The 20,727-nt window shown below is 74.4% G+C and carries 19 protein-coding genes and 2 pseudogenes; 7 read left to right on the top strand and 14 right to left on the bottom strand.

Going from position 1 to position 20,727, the window contains the following annotated elements; all coding sequences use genetic code 11:
• Positions 1-5: 5 nt before the first annotated feature.
• The 5 genes and pseudogenes from MRQ36_RS11475 to MRQ36_RS11455 form a co-directional block, all read right to left on the bottom strand.
• The gene (locus MRQ36_RS11475) at positions 6-1,607 is read right to left on the bottom strand and encodes an acyl-CoA carboxylase subunit beta (RefSeq protein WP_242794875.1); all 1,602 of its coding nucleotides are present in this window, start codon (positions 1,605-1,607) and stop codon (positions 6-8) included.
• Entirely contained in the window at positions 1,604-2,800 is a 1,197-nt protein-coding gene (locus tag MRQ36_RS11470) for an acyl-CoA dehydrogenase family protein (RefSeq protein WP_242794874.1), read from the bottom strand. The genes MRQ36_RS11475 and MRQ36_RS11470 overlap by 4 nt, the downstream gene beginning before the upstream one ends.
• The gene (locus tag MRQ36_RS11465) at positions 2,797-4,488 is read right to left on the bottom strand and encodes an acyclic terpene utilization AtuA family protein (protein WP_242794873.1); all 1,692 of its coding nucleotides are present in this window, start codon (positions 4,486-4,488) and stop codon (positions 2,797-2,799) included. Before MRQ36_RS11465 ends, MRQ36_RS11470 begins: the two co-directional genes overlap by 4 nt.
• Positions 4,485-5,290: pseudogene (locus MRQ36_RS11460) on the bottom strand (TIGR03084 family metal-binding protein). The gene MRQ36_RS11465 and the pseudogene MRQ36_RS11460 overlap by 4 nt, the downstream one beginning before the upstream one ends.
• 135 nt (positions 5,291-5,425) lie before the next feature.
• Positions 5,426-6,028: pseudogene (locus MRQ36_RS11455) on the bottom strand (TetR/AcrR family transcriptional regulator); the annotation flags it as partial.
• A 132-nt stretch (positions 6,029-6,160) separates the two neighbouring features.
• Between MRQ36_RS11455 and MRQ36_RS11450 the strand changes: the two are divergent.
• Positions 6,161-8,185, top strand: a complete 2,025-nt coding sequence (locus MRQ36_RS11450; RefSeq protein WP_242794872.1) for an aminotransferase class I/II-fold pyridoxal phosphate-dependent enzyme — start codon at positions 6,161-6,163, stop codon at positions 8,183-8,185.
• Between the two features lie 8 nt (positions 8,186-8,193).
• Here the strand turns inward: MRQ36_RS11450 and MRQ36_RS11445 are convergent, their stop codons facing one another.
• From MRQ36_RS11445 to MRQ36_RS11415, 7 genes are all read right to left on the bottom strand, one after another.
• The gene (locus MRQ36_RS11445) at positions 8,194-8,964 is read right to left on the bottom strand and encodes a bifunctional 2-polyprenyl-6-hydroxyphenol methylase/3-demethylubiquinol 3-O-methyltransferase UbiG (protein WP_242794870.1); all 771 of its coding nucleotides are present in this window, start codon (positions 8,962-8,964) and stop codon (positions 8,194-8,196) included.
• Between the two features lie 4 nt (positions 8,965-8,968).
• A complete protein-coding gene (locus MRQ36_RS11440; protein WP_242794868.1) occupies positions 8,969-10,042 on the bottom strand; it encodes a radical SAM protein in 1,074 nt (357 codons plus the stop codon).
• A gap of 61 nt (positions 10,043-10,103) precedes the next feature.
• A complete protein-coding gene (locus tag MRQ36_RS11435) occupies positions 10,104-10,880 on the bottom strand; it encodes a bifunctional 2-polyprenyl-6-hydroxyphenol methylase/3-demethylubiquinol 3-O-methyltransferase UbiG (protein WP_242794866.1) in 777 nt (258 codons plus the stop codon).
• The gene (locus MRQ36_RS11430; RefSeq protein WP_242794864.1) at positions 10,877-11,371 is read right to left on the bottom strand and encodes a hypothetical protein; all 495 of its coding nucleotides are present in this window, start codon (positions 11,369-11,371) and stop codon (positions 10,877-10,879) included. The genes MRQ36_RS11435 and MRQ36_RS11430 overlap by 4 nt, the downstream gene beginning before the upstream one ends.
• Before the next feature lie 2 nt (positions 11,372-11,373).
• Complete coding sequence (locus tag MRQ36_RS11425; protein WP_242794862.1) at positions 11,374-11,835, bottom strand: glycosyltransferase; 462 nt, start codon at positions 11,833-11,835, stop codon at positions 11,374-11,376.
• A 64-nt stretch (positions 11,836-11,899) separates the two neighbouring features.
• Positions 11,900-12,643, bottom strand: coding sequence for a metallophosphoesterase (locus MRQ36_RS11420; RefSeq protein WP_242794860.1), 744 nt, complete (start codon positions 12,641-12,643; stop codon positions 11,900-11,902).
• A 202-nt stretch (positions 12,644-12,845) separates the two neighbouring features.
• The gene (locus MRQ36_RS11415; protein ID WP_007466162.1) at positions 12,846-13,523 is read right to left on the bottom strand and encodes a Crp/Fnr family transcriptional regulator; all 678 of its coding nucleotides are present in this window, start codon (positions 13,521-13,523) and stop codon (positions 12,846-12,848) included.
• A 217-nt stretch (positions 13,524-13,740) separates the two neighbouring features.
• Here MRQ36_RS11415 and MRQ36_RS11410 point away from each other — a divergent pair, with 217 nt between their 5' ends.
• From MRQ36_RS11410 to MRQ36_RS11385, 6 genes are all read left to right on the top strand, one after another.
• Entirely contained in the window at positions 13,741-14,403 is a 663-nt protein-coding gene (locus MRQ36_RS11410) for an adenosylcobinamide amidohydrolase (protein WP_242794858.1), read from the top strand.
• A gap of 88 nt (positions 14,404-14,491) precedes the next feature.
• Entirely contained in the window at positions 14,492-15,661 is a 1,170-nt protein-coding gene (locus MRQ36_RS11405) for a CapA family protein (protein ID WP_242794856.1), read from the top strand.
• 52 nt (positions 15,662-15,713) lie between these two features.
• Positions 15,714-16,493 carry an endonuclease III gene (gene nth, locus MRQ36_RS11400; RefSeq protein ID WP_242794854.1) on the top strand — a complete coding sequence of 260 codons (780 nt, stop codon included), beginning with the start codon at positions 15,714-15,716 and terminating at the stop codon, positions 16,491-16,493.
• Entirely contained in the window at positions 16,490-17,095 is a 606-nt protein-coding gene (locus tag MRQ36_RS11395) for a TlpA disulfide reductase family protein (protein WP_242794852.1), read from the top strand. The genes nth and MRQ36_RS11395 overlap by 4 nt, the downstream gene beginning before the upstream one ends.
• A gap of 43 nt (positions 17,096-17,138) precedes the next feature.
• Positions 17,139-17,831 (top strand): CoA pyrophosphatase, encoded by a 693-nt coding sequence (locus MRQ36_RS11390; protein WP_242794850.1) that lies wholly within the window; start codon positions 17,139-17,141, stop codon positions 17,829-17,831.
• A gap of 63 nt (positions 17,832-17,894) precedes the next feature.
• Positions 17,895-19,073 carry a MarP family serine protease gene (locus tag MRQ36_RS11385; protein ID WP_242794849.1) on the top strand — a complete coding sequence of 393 codons (1,179 nt, stop codon included), beginning with the start codon at positions 17,895-17,897 and terminating at the stop codon, positions 19,071-19,073.
• Positions 19,074-19,137: 64 nt separating this feature from the next.
• Here MRQ36_RS11385 and MRQ36_RS11380 read toward each other — a convergent pair whose 3' ends face one another.
• A complete protein-coding gene (locus MRQ36_RS11380) occupies positions 19,138-19,863 on the bottom strand; it encodes a phosphatase PAP2 family protein (RefSeq protein WP_242794848.1) in 726 nt (241 codons plus the stop codon).
• 30 nt (positions 19,864-19,893) lie between these two features.
• Complete coding sequence (locus tag MRQ36_RS11375) at positions 19,894-20,706, bottom strand: phosphatase PAP2 family protein (RefSeq protein WP_242794847.1); 813 nt, start codon at positions 20,704-20,706, stop codon at positions 19,894-19,896.
• Between the last annotated feature and the right edge of the window lie 21 nt (positions 20,707-20,727).

Below are 20,727 nucleotides of genomic sequence, written 5' to 3'. Positions count from 1 at the left end.
CATCCTCACATCCGGAAGACGCCGAAGCCGTCGGCGCCCTTCACCGGTCCGTTGTGGATCGCCGACAGGCAGAGCCCGAGGACGGTACGGGTGTCCCGGGGGTCGATCACCCCGTCGTCGTAGAGCCGACCGGAGAGGAAGAGCGCCCCGGACTGTGACTCGATCTGCTGCTCGACCATCATCCGCATCGCCGCGTCGGAGTCCTCGTCGTAGTCCCGGCCCCGGGCGGCGGCGGCCTGCCGGGCGACGATCGACAGCACCCCGGCGAGCTGCGCCGGCCCCATCACCGCCGACTTGGCGTTCGGCCAGGTGAAGAGGAACCTCGGCTCGTACGCCCGGCCGCACATGCCGTAGTTCCCGGCACCGTAGGAGGCGCCCAGGTTGACCGTCAGGTGGGGCACCGTCGAGTTCGACACCGCGTTGATCATCAACGCGCCGTGCTTGATGATGCCGCGCTGCTCGTACTCGGTGCCGACCATGTAGCCGGTGGTGTTCTGCAGGAAGACCAGCGGGGTGTCGGCGGCGTTGGCGAGCTGGATGAACTGGGTGGCCTTCTGCGCCTCCTCGCTGAACAGCACGCCCCGGGCATTGGCGAGCACACCGACCGGATAGCCGTGCAGCTCGCCCCAGCCGGTGACCAATGCGGTGCCGTAGTTCGGCTTGAACTCGTCGAACTCGCTGCCGTCCAGCACCCGGGCCAGCACCTCGCGCGGGTCGAACGGCACCTTCAGGTCACCGCTGGCGATGCCGAGCAACTCCTCCGGGTCGTACTTCGGCTCCAGGGGGGAGGCGGTACGCGGCGGTGGGCCCTGCTTGCGCCAGTTGAGCCGGCGGACGCACTGCCGGGCCAGCCGGATGCCGTCCCGCTCGTCGGAGGCGAGGAAGTCCGCCAGGCCGGACTTCGAGGCGTGCATCGCCGCGCCGCCCAGTGACTCGTCGTCGGTGACCTCGCCGGTGGCCATCTTCACCAGCGGCGGGCCGGCCAGGTAGACCTGCGACCGGTCCCGGATCATGATGGTGAAGTCGGACATCCCCGGCACGTACGCGCCACCGGCGGTGGCGTTGCCGAAGACCACGCTGACCGTGGGGATCTTCGCCGCGGAGAGCCGGGTCAGGTCGCGGAACACCCGGCCGCCCGGGATGAAGATCTCCGCCTGGGTGGGCAGGTCCGCGCCGGCCGACTCCACCAGGTTCACCATGGGCAGCCGGTTGGCCAGGGCGATCTCGCCGGCCCGCCGGGTCTTGGCGAGGGACCAGGGGTTGATCGCCCCGCCGCGTACCGTCGGGTCGTTGGCGACGATCAGGCACTCCACGCCCTCGACCACGCCGATGCCGGTCACCGTGCTGGCCCCGACCGGGAAGTCCGTCCCGTACGCGGCCACCGAGGAGAGCTCCAGGAACGGGCTGTCCTGGTCGAGCAGCAGCTCGATCCGCTCCCGGGGCAGCAGCTTGCCGCGCTTGTGGTGCCGGGCGACGTACTTCTCGCCGCCGCCGGCCCGGGCCTGGTCGAGCGCGGCGTCCAGCTCGGCGAGACGTTCCAGCAGCGCCTCCCGGTTCGCCGCGAAGGCCGGCGCGGACGGGTCGATCGCGCTGTCCAAGGTGGTCACAGTCCCATGCCCTTCGCGATGATCTCGTTCATGATCTCGGTGGTGCCGCCGCCGATGCCGAGGATGCGCGCGTCGCGGTAGTGCCGTTCCACCTCGGCGTCGCGCAGATAGCCGAAGCCGCCGTGCAGTTGCAGGGCCGCGTCGACCACGTGGTCGCAGGCGGCCACCGCGACGTTCTTCGCCATCGCCACCTCGGTCACCACCGGTTCACCGGCGGCGACCCGGGTGGCCACCTCGTGCACGTACGCCCGGGCCGCCTCGGCGCGGGTGTGCAGCTCGGCGAGCCGGTGCCGGACGAGCTGCCGGCTGGCCAGCGGCCGGCCGAACGTGGACCGGTCCCGGCACCAGCGGGTGGCCAGCTCCACGCAGCGCTGCGCGGTCGCGTACGCCTGCGTGGCCAGGGAGAGCCGCTCGGCGGCGAACTGCTGCATGATCGCCAGGAAGCCGGTGTTCTCCGCGCCGATCCGGTTCGCCACCGGGACCCGGACGTCGACGAAGGAGAGTTCGGCGGTGTCCGAGCAGTGCCAACCGAGCTTCTCCAGCCGTCGCCCGACGGTGAAGCCGGGGGTGCCCTTCTCGATCACCAGCAGGCTGAGCTCCCCGCTGCCGGGGAAGTCGGTGCAGACGGCGGTGGTCACGAAGTCGGCCCGGATCCCGCTGGTGATGTACGTCTTCGACCCGTTCACCAGGTAGTGGTCGCCGTCCCGGCGGGCGGTGGTCCGGATCGCGGCCACGTCCGAGCCGCCGTCCGGCTCGGTGATCGCCAGCGCGCCGATCAGGGTGCCGGCGAGCGTCGGGCGGACGTACCGGTCGACCAGGTCGTCGTCGGTCGGGCTCGGGCTGCCGGCCGGCCGTCCGCCGAGCGAACCGCCGGTCCGGCGACCGGCGGCGGCGACCATGTGCGGCAGCGCGATGCCGTGCGTGAAGAGCGCCGCGATCAGCCCCGACGAACCGCCCGAGCGGATGATCTCCTCGGTGACGACGATCGAGTCGAGCAGGTCGCCGCCGCTGCCGCCGACCGACTCGGGGAAGCCGACCCCGAGCAGCCCGATCTCCGCCGCCGTCCGGTGCAGCGACCGGGGCACCTCGCCGGCCCGTTCCCAGTCGGCCAGGTGCGGCAGCACCTCCTTCGTCACGAAGGCCCGGGTCAGCTCGCGGAGCTGCCGCCGCTCCGGGGTGTCCACGATGGTCATGACGGCACCGCGGGAGTCAGCTCCGCCGGCAGGTCGACCACGCGGGAGCGGAGCAGCTCGCCCAGCGCCTTGGCCTGCGGGTCGAAGCGGGTGGAGGCGGCCACCCCCTGCCCGAGGAGCCCTCGGATGACGAAGTTGACCGCCCGCAGGTTGGGCAGCTCGTGCCGTTCGACGGTCAGCGGCGCGGTCTCCGGCAGCAGCTCGGCCAGTCGCTCGACGGTCAGCCAGCCGCGCAGCCAGGCCCAGGTCGCGTCGGTGCGCGCCCAGACCCCCAGGTTGGCGTCCCCGCCCTTGTCGCCGGAGCGCGCGCCCACCAGTTCGCCCAGCGCTCCCCGCCGGGTCGGATGTAAGGAGGGGCCCCCTGTTAACGCATTCTGTTGTACAGGGGGCCCCTGCAAACATGTCGTCACGGGGGGCGGGGGGATCGGCATCCGGGTGCCGTCGGGCAGCACGGCGACGTGGGCGACCGCGTCCTGCGGCACCGTGTCGGCGGTGAAGACGCCGTACGGGGTGGCGTCGCCGGGCAGCGTGGTCAGCGTGCAGCCCGGGTAGGAGGCCAGCGCCAGTTCCACCGCCGCCGCCGAGAACGCCCGCCCGGCCCGCGCCTTGTCACCGTCCCGCAGGTGTACGTGCAGCAGCGCGCTCGCCGCCTCGGTCCCGGTCGCGTCGGGGTGGTCCGTACGGGCCAGGTCGAACTCCAGCCCGTCGGTGCCGACGGCCGCCTCCAGTTGGCCCCGGACCAGGGCCGCCTTGGCGGGGATGTCGAGCCCGCAGAGCACGAACGTCATCGAGTTGCGGAAGCCGCCGAGGTTGTTGACGCCCACCTTGAGGGTGTCCGGTGGCGGGGTGCCCCGGACGCCGGAGACGCGGACCCGGTCCGGACCGTCCGGGGTCAGCTCGACGGTGTCCAGCCGGGTCACCACGTCCGGCCCGAGGTAGTCCGGGCCGCCCACCTCGTACAACAGTTGGGCGGTGACGGTCTCCACGGTGACCGCGCCGCCGGTGCCGGGGTGTTTGGTGAGCACCGCCGAGCCGTCCGGGTGCAGCTCGGCGATCGGGAAGCCGGGCCGGTGGCCGCCGTCGGGCAACTCGGTGAAGAAGCTGAAGTTGCCGCCGGTGACCTGCGCGCCGCACTCGATGAGATGCCCGGCGACCGTCGCGCCGGCCAGCGCGTCCAGGTCGTCCCGCCCCCAGCCGAACCGGGCGATGGCCGGCCCGACCACCAGCGAGGCGTCGGTGACCCGACCGGTGACCACCACGTCCGCCCCCGCGTCCAGGCAGGCCGCGATGCCGAAGGCGCCGAGGTAGGCGTTGGCGGTGAGCGCGTCGGGGCGCTGGAGGGCGTCGCCCTCGACGTACCCGACCCGCACGTCGAGGCCGAGCCGCGCGGCGAGCGACCGTACCGCGTCGGCCAGGCCGGCCGGGTTGAGGCCGCCGGCGTTGGTGACCAGGGTGACCCCGCGCTCCCGCGCGGTGCCGAGCACGCCCTCCACCTGCCGCAGGAACGTCTTCGCGTAGCCGAGCGACGGGTCGCGCATCCGGTCCCGGCCGAGGATCAGCATGGTCAGCTCGGCCAGGTAGTCGCCGGTCAGCACGTCCAGCTCGCCGCCGTCGAGCATCTCCCGCCAGGCGGTGAACCGGTCGCCGTAGAAGCCGGACGCGTTGCCGACCCGCAGCACCCCGCTCATGCCCGGGTCCCCGCGGGGCCGGCGGCGGACGCCGCGCGGCCGGTCCCGGGCGGCCCGGCGAACGCCTGGGCGACGTCCAGCCACGCGTCGGCGGTCGGGCCGGTCGCGGTCAGCGCCAGGTCGGCGCGGTGCCGCCGCTGGGTGACCAGCAGGCAGAAGTCGAGCGCCGGGCCGGTCACCCGGTCGGTCGCCTCCGCCGGCCCGAACACCCAGACGTCACCGTCCGTCGGGGCGGCGAGCTCGACCCGCACCGGGTCCGCCGGCACCGGTCGGCCGTGGGCCGCGAAACCGTGCCCGAGGGTACGGAAGCCGAGGTGCGCCACGTGCCGCAGCCGGGCGGTCGGGGTACGGCTGACGCCGAGCGCGTCGGCGACGTCCTCGCCGTGCGCCCAGGTCTCCATGATCCGGGCGGTGGCCATCGAGGCGGGCGACATCCGGGTCCCGTACCAGGGCAGCTTCTCGCCGGCCGGGGTGGCGGCGAGGGCCGCCGCGAGCGCGGTCCGGCCGTCGCGCCAGCGGCCAGCAGCGCGGCCGGCGGGGCGAGGAAGGATTCCGCCCCGTCGTCGACCAGCCGCGCCGGGTCGGGCGCCGAGAGGACCGAGGCGTAGAAGGCGTCGGGGTCGGTGGCGGCGAGCGTGGCCACGTGGTCGGTCCAGGCCAGGTGGGCGATCTGGTGGGCGACGGTCCACCCGGCGGCCGGGGTGTCCCGGGCCCAGTCCTGGCGGGGCAGCCCGCCGACGAGGGCGTCGAGCTGGTCGGACTCGGCGGCGAGATCCGCGAGCAGTGCGGTCAGGTCGACCATGGTGCCTCCGGGCGGGTGGGCCGGTCAGGGGCGTTCGGGTCAGTGCGGGTCGCCGCCGGGCGGCCCGGGTGCGGCCGGCTCACCGGCTGTCGGTTCCGGGCCGGCCGGGTCGACGTGGGTGGGGTCGGCGGTGTCCGGGGTGAGCAGGGTGGCGAGCTGGCGCTTCCAGGTGTGCAGCAGGGCGGTACGGCGGGGCGAGTCGTCGCTGAGCAGGTTGGCCACGCCCAGTCCGCGCAGCAGGTCGAGGGTGGCCTGCACCGCCTCCCGGACGCCGGGGCGACGCTCGTCGACGCCGAGCAACCCGACGGTGAGCCGGTGCATCTCCCGGCCCACCGTGGCCTCCAGCGGCACCAGCGCGGCGCGCAGCTCGGCGTCGGTGCGGGCGGCCACCCAGAGTTCGAGGGCGGCGACGAAGAGCGGCCCGGTGAAGGCCGCGCCGAGCAGGTCGATCACCCGGTCCAGCCGTTGCGGGCCGGCCGGCAGGGCGTCCGCCTCGGTGCGCAGCTCCACCGCCCGGCGCTCGGCGAGGTGACCGACGGCGGCGGTGACCAGGGCCGCCTTGGTGGGGTAGTGGTGCAGCTGCGCACCCCGCGAGACGCCGGCCCGGGCGGCCACCACGGTCGTGGTGGTGCCGGACCAGCCGTGTTCCACCAGGCACTCGACGGTCGCCTCCAGCAGCCGGGCCTGGGTGGCGCGACTGCGTTCCTGCTGCGGCACGCGGGTCGATGCGGTGGGCACGGGGACAGCGTCCCGTCCCGGAAACAAACAGTCAAGCCTGACTTTTTTCTGCGCCGCTCCCCGAGCCGTTATCCGACACCCTCCGGCGGCCCTTTCCGCGATACTGTGCTCCGTTCACGGGGAGGCACGACCATGGATCAATTCGTGCTGGTCGGCGGGTCCGGTTTCCTGGGCACCGCGACCGCCGAGGCACTGCTGGCCGCAGGCGCGCGGGTGACCACGGTGGACCGCCATCCGCCGGCCGGCGCGGTCGACTGGCTCCGCGTCGACCTGCTGGTCGACGACCCGCCCGAGCTGCCCCCCGGAGTGGTCGTGGTGCTGCTCGGCGCGAGCGACCCCCGCCCCCGCCGGCCCTGGACGCTGCCGCTGCACAACGCGATCAGCACCGCCCGGCTGCTGCCCCGGCTGGCCGGCCGGCAGGTCGTGCTCACCTCCTCCGTCGAGGTCTACGGCGGCGCGGCCGGCCCGCTGACCGAGGACACCCCGCCCGAGCTGCCGTGGACCGTCGAGGAGATCGACCGCTGGTGCGTACGGGCCCGCGACCTGGCCCGGTCACCCTGCCCACCCTGGCGGGCCGCCCCGCTGGCCCGGGCCGTGGCCGACGCCGACCCCACCGGCCGGTGGACGTACGCGCTGGCGAAGCTCGCCCAGGAACGGCTCGTCACCGGCGCGGTCGACCCCGACCGGCTGACCGTGCTCCGGCTCGCCAACGTCATCGGGGCCGGCCAGCACCGGGTCGCCACCCGACTGGCCCGCCGGGCCCGCCAAGGGCTGCCGCTGCCGGTCACCGCGGACACCGTACGCAGCTTCCTGCCCGCCGACGCCCTCGCGCGGCTGCTGCTCGACGGGATCGGCCCCGGCGTCTGGAACGTCGGCGGGGAGCCGGTGCCGTTGACCGACCTCGCCACGCAGATCCGCGAGCTGTGCGACTCGTCGGCACCGCTGCTCACCACCCCCCGCCGGACGCCGGACAGCTCCGGCCTGGTGGTCACCGACCGGCTGACCGCTGCCGGGCACCGGATCGGTCCGCTCCGCCCCCAGCTGGCGAAGCTGGTCGCCGAGGTGGACCGGGACCCGACGCCGCTGTTCCGGCCGCCGCTGCCGGTGGTCGTACCGCCGCCGCCGGTCCACCCGGAGCTGGTGGCCGCCCGCCAGCAGGAGGCGCTCACCAGCGGCGAGGTCAAGCACGGCAACCGGTGGACGCGGGAGCTCACCGAACGACTCGGCAAGGAGTTGGACCTCGACGACGACCACCGGGTGCTGGTCACCGCGTCCGGCACCGCCGCGCTGCGGATCATGGTGGCCGCCACCGTCGGTCCGGCCCGCCCCGGCGACGTGGCGGTGCTGCCGTCGTACACCTTTCCCGCGACCGCGGAGATCCTGGTCCAGCTCGGGTACGCGCTGCGCTTCGTCGACGTGGACGCGGCGACCTGGACGCTCGACCCGGAGGGGGTCGCCGTCGCCGTCGCGCAGGGCGGCGTACGACTCGTGCTCTGCGTCGACACCTTCGGCAACCCGTGCGACTATCCGGCCCTGCGGGCGGTCTGCGACCCGGCCGGGGTGGCGCTGCTCGCCGACTCCGCCGCCGCCCTCGGCAGCCTGCACCAGGGGCGCCCGGTGGCGCAGCAGGCGCTGGCCCACTCGTACTCGATGAGCTTCGCCAAGGTGGTCTCGGCCGGCGGGGCCGGTGGCGCGCTGGTGCTGCCCGCCGACGCCGCCGAGGCGGTGCTCGCCTCCCCGGCCGGCTGGACCCGCTCGGAACTGATGAACGAGCTGCACGCCGTCGTCGCGGTCGACCAGCTCGCCGAGCTGGACACGCTGGTCCGCTGCCGGACCGAGGTCGCCGAGGTGTACGCGGCCGCCGCTCGCCGCCTGCCGGTGGAGTTCCAGCAGGTCCGCCCCGGGGACCGGCACTGCTGGGTGCACTGGGTGGCCCGGGTCGCCCACCGGGACCGGGTGGCGGCGGCGCTGGCCGCCCTCGGCGTGCAGACCAAGCCCTACTTCGCGGCGATCCACCGTGGTCCGCTGGGCGGCGGCGAGCGACTGCCGGTGACCGAGCGGCTGGACGCCGAGGCGCTCGCCCTGCCGATGTCCTCGGAACTCACCGTGGAGCAGGCGGAACGGGTCGTCGCCGCGCTGCACCGCTGCCTGGGCTGACCCGGCGGTCAGGCCGGAGGGCGGCGGCCGGTCACCAGCAGTTGCTTGCCGGCGTCGGCGAGGAGCGGATCGTCGCCGAGCCGGCGCTCCAGCGCCAGCAGCGCCTCCCGGTCGCCGGCCAGCCGCTCGGCCAGACCGCCCCGGCCCAGCGGCCCGGCGCTGACCAGCAGCCCGGCGCTGCGGACCTCGACCAGGCCGGCGGCGGAGAACGCGGCCTCCAACCGGGCGCGGTCCAGCAGGTGCAGGTCGGCAGCCTGCCCCTCGGAACGCCACACACCCCGGCGGCGGGCCAACCGGTCCACCGCCTCCTCGTCCCGGCCGGCACCGACCAGCTCCAGCACCAGGCCCACCAGCGAGTCGACCAGCACGGCCAGCACCCCGCCCGGGCGCAGCCAACCGGCCAGGTGGGCCACCGCCCGCTCCGGGTCGGCGGTGTACTGCAGGGACCCCATCGCCAGCACCGCGCCGGCCGTCGCCGGCAGCGCCACCTCGGTCATCGAGCCCTCGACCAGGGTGAAGCCGGGCCCGGGCGGGCGGCGGCGCAACTCGGCGAGCATCCCCGGCGACTGCTCGACACCGGTCACCGGATGGCCGAGGTCGAGCAGCCGCCGGGCCCAGCGGCCCACCCCGCAGCCGGCGTCCACCACCGGGCCGTCCGGCGGCAGCAGCGCCTCCACCCGCTCCCACGCCAGGTCGTCGTACGCCCGCCGGTGCGGCACCGCGAAGTGCTCCTCGTAGCCGGGGGCCAGCGCGTCGTACAGCGGCTGGCTGGGGCGCATCGGCTCAGACAAGGCTGCGCCGCCCGCGCCGCCACTGCCGGTCGGCCAGATAGGTGCCCGGCCGCCAGCGCAGGTTGAGGCTGTAGTTGCTGCCGCAGCCGACACACTCCTTGCGGAACAGCCGCTCGTGCTCGGCGCGGTATTCGGGGGCGTCGACGATCTCCGCGATCGGACGCTGGCGTACCGACGCGGTCGGGTCGTGCGCCCAGCAGCCGCCGATCTCACCCCGGGAGTGGATCATCAGCTTGAGCTGCGACTCGGCGCAGGGCAGGTCGCGTTGCAGCAGGTCGTCGAAGTGCCCGCGCAGGTAGCGCAGCTCCGAGTAGCGGGGCAGCCAGCGCCGGTCGGCCCGGGCCATCGCCTCCAGCTCGGCCAGCGCCGCGTCGAGCCGGTCGCCGGCCACCTCGGTCTGCCCGGTGACCGCGTCGGTGCGGAACAGGAACGTCCGGTCGGTGACCAGGTTGAGATAGAGGGTCACGCCCAGCTCCTGGGCCAGTGCCGCGATGCCGGGCAGGCTGTCCACGTTGTCCCGCATCACGGTGAAGTTCATCCGTACCTTCAGGCCCAGCCGGTCGCGCTGGGCGATCAGGTTCCGCAGGTGCCGGGTCGTCGTCTCGAACGCGCCGAGCCGACCCCGGATCCGGTCGTGCACCAGCGCCGTCGGGCCGTCGACCGAGACGTTGAAGCTGCGTACGCCCGCGGCGAACACCTGCTGCAGGACGACCGGGGTGAGCCGGATGCCGTTGGTGTTCAGGTGCAGGTGGCGCACCCCCACCTCGCGGGCGTACGCCATCAGCTCCAGCGCGTCCGGCCGGATCAACGGTTCCCCGCCGGTGAAGTTGACCTTGTGGATCCGCAGCGCGACGAGCTGGCGCAGCACGTCCCGCCACTCCTCGGTGGAGAGTTCGCCCTTGGTGTTGCTGGTCCAGCAGCCGCAGCTCGTGCAGCGCAGGTTGCAGTTGTCGGTGAGGAACAACTCGGCGACCAGCGGCCGGACGTGCAGCCGGGGTGCGACCCGTTCCTTGACGGCGAGCCGCCCGAAGAACCAGGCCAGCCGGGCGGTGTCGGTCACGCTCACGGCAGCCTCCGGGCGGCGTCGGCCTGCCTCGCGGCAGTCTCCGGGCGGATGTGCGGCATGCTCACGGCAGCCTCCGGGCGGCGACGAAGAGGTTGGCCGAGCGGAACAGCCGGCCGTCGAGGTGGATGCCGCGTTCCAGCAGGCGGCGTACCGGCCCGCCGGTGAGCAGCGCGGGGATCTGCAACCAGCGCCAGAACAGGTTCGCCCCGGTCACCGTGGTCGGCGCGAAGCCCGCCGCGCGCAGCAGGTCGAGCAGGTCGCCGGTGCGGTAGTTGGTGTGCCGGTCCCGACCCACCGACATGTCGCCGCGCAGGCCGTCGGAGAGGTCGGCGAACCGGCGGTGCCAGACCTCCGACCCGAACCGCCAGGAGTAGATCCGGCGGTGCAGCCGGGGGAAGTCGAACTTGGCATTGTCCGGGTCGAGGAAGCTGAAGACGTGCCGGCGCGGCACGGTGAGCACGAGCAGGCCACCGGGGGCGAGCACCCGGTGCGCCTCGGCGAGCAGCGCCGCCTCGTCGGGTACGTGCTCCAGCACGTCGAGCAGGCTGACCGAGTCGTAGTGGCCGGCGGGGAACGGCAGCGGCCCGCCGACGGTCAGCCGGTGCAGCGGCAGGCCCGGGTGGCGGGCGGCCAGCCCGGCCAGGTAGCCCGGGTGCGGGTCGGCGCCCTCGCAGGCCACGGTGCCGTGTTCGTGCAGCACGGCGAGGAAGTCGCCGGGACCGCAGCCCAGGTCGAGGTGCCGGCCGGTGCGGCCGGCCAGCACCGCCCAGGCGAACGCGTACCGGCGCAGCGGGTGGGTGGCGAAGGGCTGCCGGGCCGCCTCGGTGGCCCGGCTCATCGGACCAGCCGAGCGCAGAGCGCGTCCAGCGTGGCGGCCAGCCGTTCGCCGTCGACCGCGCCGGGCAGCGGCCGCTCGGCGAGCAACCGGCGTTGCCGCTCGGGGTGGGCGGCCACCACGGCGGCCAGGTCGGCGACGTCCCACACCGCGAGCACCCGGCCCGAACGCTCCTCCTCGCGCAGGTAGGCGACCTGGTGGTCGTTGCCCATCTCGCCCCGCGCCGCCTCCCGGGCCACCGCGACCGGCACCCGGCCGAGCCGCTGGACCAGCCGTACGGTGTTGCCGGCATGGGTGACCACCACGTCGGCGGCGGCCAGCCGCTCCCGCAGGTCGTCCAGGGGCAGGAACGCCGCGTGCGGGCACGGCGGTGTCACGGTCGAGGTGCCGGTCTGGACGAACACCTCGTGCGCGGCGCAGAGCGGGGCGATGCCGTCGACCAGACGGTCGAACGGCCACGGGCCCATGCCGACGGTGACCAGGACGCGCGCCATGCTCAGTAGAGCTCCCCGATGAGCACCGCGCGGGGCCGGGACGCCAGCAGGGCGGGCCGCTGCACCAGCACGGCGGCGGCGAGCCGGGAGCAGAGCCGGGCGGCGGCACCGGCGGGCCCGGTCATGTTGAACGTCTCCAACCACAGCGACGGCACCCGGAGCAGGCGGGCGGCGAGGAAGACGCCGACGGCCACGCCGGTGCCGGCCGACACCACCACGTCGGGGCGCTCCCGGCGCAGCAGCCGCAGGGCCCGCCAGGCAGCCGGCAGCACCCGCAGGCGGGTCTGCGTCGACAGCTCGGGCTGCCAGTGCACCCGCTGCCCGGCCAGCGCGACCTCGGTGTCGGGGGCGCGGACCGCCACCCAGACCGGGTCGTGCCGCTCCCACCACGGGCGCAGCGCGAGCAGGTCCAGCAGGACACCACCGCTGCTGGAGACGAGGAGCACCCGGTAGCGCCTGCCCATCTCGCCACGCTATCGCAGAGTGGCGGATCAGGATGACCCCGTCCAGGGTGGAGGGTCCGCCGGGTCAGCGGCCGTCCCCGGGACCGAAGGTGTCGAGGGCGTCGAGGTCCGAATACCGCCCGCGCAGGTACTCGTCGACCCACTGCGCCGCCTCCGGGAAGGCGGATCCGGCGGCGATCCGGGCGGCGGCGGCGTCCACGTCGTAGCGGGTGCGCCGCAACTGCACGCCGGGGCCCAGCAGGGCCCACCAGGCACCGGTGCCGCCGTACGGCATGCCGACGCTGCCCGGGTTGACCACCAGGCGACGGTCGACCAGTCGGGCGAACGGCATGTGGGTGTGCCCGCAGACCACCGCGTCGACCTGACCCGGCAGCCCGGCGAGGACCTCCGCCCAGCGGGCCGGCCGGGAGTCCACCAGCACCAGTTCCTCGTCGTCGCGGGGCGTGGCGTGGCAGAAGAGCACCCGGCCCAGCCCGGCGACCGGCAGGGTGACGGTCAGCGGCAGCGCCGCCAGCCGGGCGACGTGGTCATCGCGGAGCTGGGTGGCGGCCCAGTTCGCGACCGCGAAGGGGGAGCGGCGGCCGGCCCGCGCCTCGACCAGCTCGCGCTCGCCGTTGCCACCCACCCAGCAGGCCCGGTCGCCGAGACCGGCCAGCAGGTCCAGCACCTCGACCGGCTGCGGGCCGGAGGCGATGTCGCCGGTGAGCACGACCAGGTCGGCGGCGGCCACGTCCGGCTCGGCCAGCACCGCCTCCAGCGCGGGCAGCACACCGTGGATGTCGGAGAGGACGGCGACGCGTTCGGACATCAGCCCACCGTCGTCGCTCCCTCGGCCCCCGGTCCAGCGATTCTGCGCCGGGCAGAGCCGGAAGCGCCGTCGGGCAGTGTCTCGACGCGATCCGCGGGGACCCAGTGGCGGGCCGGGCCGCGGGGGTGGAACAGGACCGGCCCGGACCGCTGACGCGGGCCGGGCCGGGCCGGGTGGATCGGGTGGGGCCGAGCCCGGAGGGTCAGACCCGCGCGCGGCGGGCCAGTCGCTCCGGGTCGAGGATGATGATGCTCTTGCCGTCCAGTCGCAGCCAGCCCCGTGAGGCGAAGTCGGCGAGCGCCTTGTTGACGGTCTCCCGGGAGGCGCCGACGAGCTGGGCGATCTCCTCCTGGGTCAGGTCGTGGGTCACCCGCAGCACGCCGCCGTCGCGGGTGCCGAACCGGCCGGCCATCTGGAGCAGGTTCTTGGCGACCCGGCCCGGCACGTCCGTGAAGATCAGGTCGGCCAGCGAGTCGTTGGTCCGGCGCAGCCGGCGGGCCAGCACCCGCAGCAGCTGCTCGGCGATCTCGGGACGGTTGTTCAGCCAGGGGCGCAGCGCCTGCTTGCGCAGCCGCACCAGGCGGGTGTCGGTCACCGCGGTGGCCGTCGCCGTACGCGGGCCGGGGTCGAAGAGCGACAACTCGCCGACCATGTCCGACGGGCCCATCACGGCGATCAGGTTCTGCCGGCCGTCGGCGGCGCGACGACCCACCTTGATCTTGCCGGACAGGAGGATGTAGAGACTGTCGCCGGGTTCACCCTCGTTGAACACGATCTCGCCCTTGCGGACCTCGATCGTCTCCATCTCCTTCGCGAGCGCCTCGGCGGCCTCCGGGTCGACACCCTGGAAGATCCCGCTGCGGGCCAGTACCTCGTCCATGCGCACCTCCGCCAGCGCGTGCCGTCCGTCGGCGGGGTCCGCCGTCCGCTGATCCCCTCGCGCGCAGCCAGTCTAGGCGCACGTGAGCAGGAATCAGAGGTGCACCCCTGGAATCTTGATCGGTGGGCGTAACCTTCCCGACCTGATCAGACACTATGCTCCCGCCCCCGTGCGGGCGGTGACCCTCCGTCCCCGACCCGATCGTAGGGTCATCGGCGTGCTGAACGAGCCGATCCTGACCACCCGGCACGAGGACGGGTGGGACGTGCCGCTGCTGGTGTGGCGGGCCGACGGGCCGCTGCGCGCGGTCAGCTCCGCCCCGCTGGGCGGTGGCGTCGGCGTCCGGCGGTGGGTGGTCAACGCGACCGTGCCGATGTCGTACGACCGGGACGACCCCGCCGCCCACCTGGCCGGACTGGCCGCCGGGCTCGGCCTGGCCGGGCCCGGGATCGGCCTGCTCACCGGGGTCGACGTGACCGAGGTGCTGACCCGGACCGACGGCGGGGTCCGGGTCTGGGCGACCGTCGGGCTCGGCACCCCGGTCTGGGCCGCCGACCCCGCCCCCGCGCCGCCCGCGCAGCGGGTCGGCACGGTCAACATCGTCGCGTACGTCCCGGCTCCGCTCGGCGACGCCGCCCTGGTCAACGCGGTCGCCACCGCCACCGAGGCGAAGGCGCAGGCGATCTGGGAGCTGGGCCTGCCCGCCACCGGCACCCCCACCGACGCGGTCACCGTGCTCTGCCCGGCCACCGGCGATCCCGTCCCCTACGGCGGCCCCCGCTCGACCTGGGGCGCCCCGCTGGCCCGGGCCGTGCACGCCGCCGTCCTCGCCGGCGGGGCCGGCACCGTCGTCCCCTGGTCCGATCGGCGAGCCCGCTGAGCCGTCCGGGCCGCCGGGGGCAGCCGGACGGATCTTCCAGCCGATCGGCCGTCGTCCGGGTGTTTCCCGCCCGGTAGCGTCGTGGGTGATGCATTCTTCCGTCCGCTCCGCGCCCCGTACCCGTCGTCGGCTCTCCGCCCTGCTCGTCGCCCTGCTCGTCGCCGCCCTGGCGGCGGGCTGCGGCAGCGACGACCCGGACGGTGGCCCGGTCTGGCAGCCGGGCGGAGCCGCCGGCTCGACCGTCCCGGGCGGCACCGGGTCCGGCGGGAAGGCCGGGCCGGCGAACGCGGCCGGGGGGAAGACCATCTCCCTCGCCGCCACCGGTGACGTGATCATGGGCAACGCGCCGTCCCGGCTGCCGTCCAACGGCGGCAAGGGCTTCTTCGACGAGGTCGAGAAGGCCCTCGAGGCCGACCTGGTGATGGGCAACCTGGAGGAGCCGCTCACCGACGACACCGGTGCCGGCAAGTGCGGCCCCACCCCGAAGAACTGCTATCAGTTCCGGGCGCCCCCGAAGTGGGCGGCGCACCTGCGCGACGCCGGGTTCGACCTGCTCAACCAGGCCAACAACCACGGCTACGACTACGGCCCGCAGGGCTACGAGAACACCCAGAGCACGCTGGAGGCGCACGGCCTCAAGCACACCGGGGCACCCGGCGAGATCACCGTGGTCGAGGTGGCGGGGGTGAAGGTCGCGGTGGTCGGCTTCTCGTCGTACCCGTGGTCGAACAGCCTCACCGACATCCAGGCGGCCAAGAAGGTGATCACCATGGCCACCGGGATGGCCGACGTGGTCGTGGTGCAGGTGCACATGGGCGCCGAGGGTGCGGACCGGACCCGGGTGAAGCCGGGCACCGAGATGTTCTTCGGCGAGAACCGGGGCGACCCGATCCGCTTCTCGCACGCCGTGATCGACGCCGGGGCCGACCTGGTCGTCGGGCACGGCCCGCACGTGCTGCGCGGCATGGAGGTCTACCAGGGGCGGCTGATCGCGTACAGCCTGGGCAACTTCTCCGGCGGTGGGAAGTCGTTGCAGTCCACCGGCCGGCTCGGCTGGGGCGGCGTGCTGAAGGTGTCGCTCAAGCCGGACGGCAGCTTCGTCGAGGGCACGTTCACCTCCACCGCGATGAACGGCGTCGGGCGGCCGGCGATCGACCCGGCCGGCAAGGGCCTCGGGCTGGTCCGGCAGGTGAGTGCGGCCGACTTCCCGCAGACCGGGGCGCAGTTCGACGACGCCGGGCGGATCACCGCCCGCTAGCCCGGCGCGTGGGCCCGCCGGAGCGTCGGGGGCGCGACGTAGGCTGGCCGGCGTGACCACCAGTTCCCCCGAGACCGACCTCGGCCGTACGCGCCGCGCCCGGCGGATCGGCCGGGTGCTCACCGAGACGCACCCCGACGCGCACTGTGAACTCGACCACTCGTCGGCACTGGAGCTCGCCGTCGCCACCATCCTCTCGGCGCAGTGCACCGACAAGAAGGTCAACGAGGTCACCCCGAAGCTCTTCGCCCGCTACCACAGCGCCGCCGACTACGCGGGCGCGGACCGGGCCGAGCTGGAGGAGCTGATCCGGCCCACCGGCTTCTACCGCAACAAGACCAGCTCCCTGATCAACCTCGGTCAGGCCCTCTGCGAGCGGTACGACGGCGAGGTCCCCGGCAAGCTGGTCGACCTGGTGACGCTGCCCGGGATTGGCCGCAAGACCGCCAACGTGATCCTCGGCAACGCCTTCGACGTCCCCGGCATCACCGTCGACACCCACTTCCAGCGGCTGGTGCAGCGCTGGAAGCTGACCACCGAGACGGACCCGGTCAAGATCGAACACGCCATCGGCGCGCTCTACCCGAAGCGCGACTGGACGATGCTGTCGCACCGGATCATCTTCCACGGCCGGCGGGTCTGCCACGCCCGCAAGCCGGCCTGCGGGGCCTGCACGCTCGCCAAGCTCTGCCCGTCGTACGGGACCGGGCCGACCGAGCCGGCGGCGGCGGTGAAGCTGCTCAAGGGCCCCCGGGCCCGGGAGCTCGCGGTGGCCGTCGGGCTGGACCCGGAGCTGGTGCCGCAGCAGGCGGTCGCCGCGGAGGTGCCGTGAACCGCCGACTCGCCGTACTGCTCGTGCCCGCGCTGCTCATGATCGCCGGCTGCACCGCCACCGAGGAGGCGACGTCCGGGGCGGCGCCGACCCGCGCCGAACGCCCCTCCCCGTTCGCCGACTGTGCCACGCTGGCCGCCGCGCCGGCCTCGGCCGTACCCGCGCCGCCCGGCCCGGCCGGTGCTGCCCTGCCCGAGCTGACCCTCTCCTGCTTCACCGGCGGCGCCCCCGTCGCGGTACGCGACGTGCGGGGCCCTGCGGTGATCAACGTGTGGGCGTCCTGGTGCCCACCCTGCCGCAAGGAGCTGCCCGCCTTCCAGCGCCTCAGCGAGCGGGCCGCCGGCCGGTTCCAGGTGGTCGGGGTGAACAGCCGGGACAGCCGGGGCGGGGCCCAGTCCATCGGTGAGGACTTCGGGGTGCGCTTCCCGATGCTGGTCGACCAGGGGGACGCCTTCGAACGGGCGCTCAACCGGAACTCCTTCCCGCTGACCCTCTTCGTGGACGCCGACGGCCGGATCCGGCACACCGACGCCTCCGGCGCCCTCGACGACGCCCACCTCGCCGAGCTGGTCCGTACGCACCTGGGCATCGAGGTCCGGTGAACGCGACGACAGCCCGGCAGCCGCGACCGGAGGTGACCCCGTCGTGACCAGGCAGCCGCCGACCTGGCTGGAGCCGCTGCTCGGCCGGCTCGGCACCGCGACGGCGGAGGACTTCACCCGACTCACCACGCCGGAGAACGGCGGCCGGGAGAGCGCGGTGCTGGTGCTGCTCGGCGAGGAGCCCGGCAGCGGCCCCGACGTGCTGGTCCTCCAGCGTGCCGCCACCCTGCGCAACCACGCCGGCCAACCGGCCTTCCCGGGCGGCGCGGCCGACCCGGAGGACGTCGACGCCAGCGCCACCGCGCTGCGCGAGGCGAACGAGGAGGTCGGCCTCGACCCGACCAGCGTCACCGTGCTCGCCGAGCTGCCCCGGTTGTGGATCCCGGTCAGCGACTTCGTGGTCACCCCCGTGCTGGCCTGGTGGCACGCCCCGCACCCGGTGCACCCCCGGGAACCGGCCGAGGTCGCGCACGTCGCCCGGCTGCCGGTCGCCGAGCTGGTGGATCCGGAGAACCGGATGCGGGTACGCCACCCGAGCGGCTGGATCGGACCGGCCTTCTCGGCCCGCGGCATGCTGGTCTGGGGGTTCACCGCCGGGGTGCTGGCCACCCTGCTGGAGATGGGTGGCTGGGCCCGCCCGTGGCCGCAGGGACGGGTCGTCGAACTGCCGCCTTCCGGGGCCGACCCGGCCCCCTCGGCGGGCACCGACGAGGTGGACGAGAGTCCGGTCCGCTGACCTGACGGTCACGTTCCGCGAGCGGCGGGCCGGAGACGCGACGTCTGCCCGTACCCTTGAGCCGTGTCCGCCGTGGATCTCGTTCTGCTCCTGCTCATGCTCGTGTTCGCGATCAGCGGATACCGTCAGGGCTTCGTCATCGGGGCGCTGTCGTTCTCCGGGTTCTTCCTGGGCGCGCTGCTCGGCCTCCAGGTCGGCCCGCTGGTCGCCCGGCAGTTCGCCGAGAGCGGCACCCGGGTGTTGATCTCCCTGGTCGCGATCTTCGGACTGGCCGTGCTCGGCCAGGCGCTCGCCGGCTGGCTCGGCTCCAACCTGCGGGCCGCGATCACCGACCCGGCCGGGCGGAAGATCGACGACATCGGCGGGGCGTTCATCTCGGTCTTCGCGGTGATGCTGGTGGCCTGGCTGGTGGCGGTGCCGCTCGGCTCGTCGTCGCTGCCGTGGCTGGCCTCGTCGATCCGGAACAGCGCACTGCTCACCGTGGTCGACCGGGTCCTGCCCGACCAGGCCCAGGAGCTCTCCACCGCGCTGCGGGACACCGTCGACACCAACGGCTTCCCGGACGTCTTCGGCGACCTCGCGCCGACCCGGGCCCGGCAGGTCTCCCCGCCCGACCCGGCGCTGGCCGGCTCGCAGGTGGTCGCCAACAGCCAGCGGTCGGTGGTCAAGGTGCTCGGCTCCGCGCCGAGCTGCGCGCGCCGCATCGAGGGCTCCGGCTTCGTGTACGCCGACGACCGGGTGATGACCAACGCGCACGTCGTCGCCGGCACCCGCTCGGTCGCCGTGGAGCTGCGCGGCGAGCGGTACGACGGCGAGGTGGTCGTCTACGACCCGGAGCGGGACCTGGCCGTGCTGCACGTGCCCGGGCTGCCCGGCCCGTCGCTGCGGTTCGCCGCCGGCAAGGCGGGCAGCGGGGCGGACGCGATCGTCCTCGGCTTCCCCCTCGACGGCCCGTACGACGCCCGCCCGGCCCGGGTGCGGGACGTGGACCGGATCACCGGCCCGGACATCTACTCCTCCGGGGACGTGACCCGGGAGATCTACACCATCCGGGCGCTGGTGCGCAGCGGCAACTCCGGCGGCCCGCTGGTCTCGGCGAACGGCCTCGTGCTGGGAGTGATCTTCGCGGCGGCGGCCGACGACCCGAACACGGGCTTCGCGGTCACCGCCGAGGAGGCCCGGCCGGTGGCGCTGGCCGGCGCGGAGCGTACCCGTGGGGTCGGCACCGGCGAGTGCACCTGAGCGTCCGTGCGGCGGCGGACGTGGCAGGGGGCCGGCCCTGCCACGATTCCTGGACGGGGTGGGGTCAGCTCGCGGCGGCCGGGGCCGTGGTCACGTCGTCGCCCGGCTTGCCGAGGCCGGGGAGCTTGGCGCGGCCCCAGGTGAGACTCCGGTCGAGCACCGCCCGGGCCATGATCGCCACGCAGGTGCCGCCGTTGATGAAGGACGCCACCACGTCGCTCGGATGGTGCATGCCCCGGTACATCCGGGTGACCGCGACGCCGATCGGCACCAGCACCAGCAGCGTCCACCAGGTGACCTTCGCCGGGGTGCTCTTCGCCCGCAGGGCGAGCAGCACGGCGATGCCGACATAGAGCGCCACCGCCGCCGACGTGTGCCCGGACGGGAAACTCGACGTCGGCGGCGAGACGTCCATGTGCTCGACGGCCGGCCGGCTGCGGTCGATGACCATGGTGGTGAAGAGGAAGACCAGCGCCTGGGCGGTGACCGCGGCGCAGAGGAAGAGCGGCTCCCGCCACCGGTGCAGCACCAGCCGCAGCACCAGCGCGACCAGCACCGTCACCACGACGATCAGCTGCGTGCTGGCGAGCGTGCTGAACACCAGCGAGACGTCGTTCCACCCGCCGGTACGGTCGGCCGCCAGCTCGCGGTTGACCGCGTCCTCCACGGTGAACGGCCAGCTCTTCGCCAGCACCCGGGTGACCAGGAGACCCAGTCCCACCATGACGGAGAAGAGCAGGGCGACCGGCAGCAGCACCCGCTTGACGACCTGGACCGCGACATCGGACATGCGCCGCGCATTACCCCATGGAGCCGGCAACTACGCGTGCCCCGGGCGTGCCTCGTCCGGGCCGGGTTCGGCGAGCTCCGGCTCCACCCCCTCCCGGACGGGACGCGTCGGGCGCCGTCCGGTCCGGGTCCGCCAGGTCGCGAACGCCGCGGAGGTCGCCGCCACCACCGCCACCCCGAGCACCCAGCCGCCCAGCACGTCGCTGGTCCAGTGCACCCCGAGGGCGATCCGGCTCAACCCGGTCACCACGGCGATCATCAGCGCCCCGGCCCAGAGCAGCCAGCGCAGTGGCCGCCGGTTGCGGGCGTACGGCAGGAGGACCAGCAGCAGCACCCCGGCAGCGAGGGTGGCGTTCAGCGCGTGCCCGGACGGGAACGAGAAGCCCGCGGCCCGGGCCACCGGGTCGAGCAGGTCCGGCCGGTGCCGCCCGACGAGCAGTTTGAGCAGCGCGCCGAGCAGACCGCCGACCACCATCGTGGTGACCGCCCACAGGGCCAGCCGCCAGGCCCGGCGGAACAGCAGCCAGGCCACCACGACGCCGACCACGGTCCGCATCGGTCCCGGGCCGAACATGTCGGTCCAACCGCTCATCAGGCGTACCCAGGCCGGATGGTCGAGGGCATAGCCGTGCAGCGCGTCGGTCACCGCGGCGTCCAGCCGGAACAGCGGCGGCCAGGCGCCCAGCACCAGCAGGGCCAGCAGCGCGAACGGCACCAGCACCAGGAACGCGGCCACCGACGCGACGGTGAGCCGGAGACCCAGCGAGTGGTCCCGGTCGAGGCGGCGGCTGCGCCATGACCGCTGCGTCGCGGAGACCGTTCCGGGCTGACCTGACGTACTCATGGAGGCAGCACTACCCAGCCC

It is taken from the genome of Micromonospora sp. R77 (assembly GCF_022747945.1).
In the GTDB taxonomy this organism is placed as follows: domain Bacteria; phylum Actinomycetota; class Actinomycetes; order Mycobacteriales; family Micromonosporaceae; genus Micromonospora.
The sequence above is the reverse complement of the archived record's forward strand: the minus strand, read 5'-3'. Positions and strand labels throughout refer to the sequence as shown.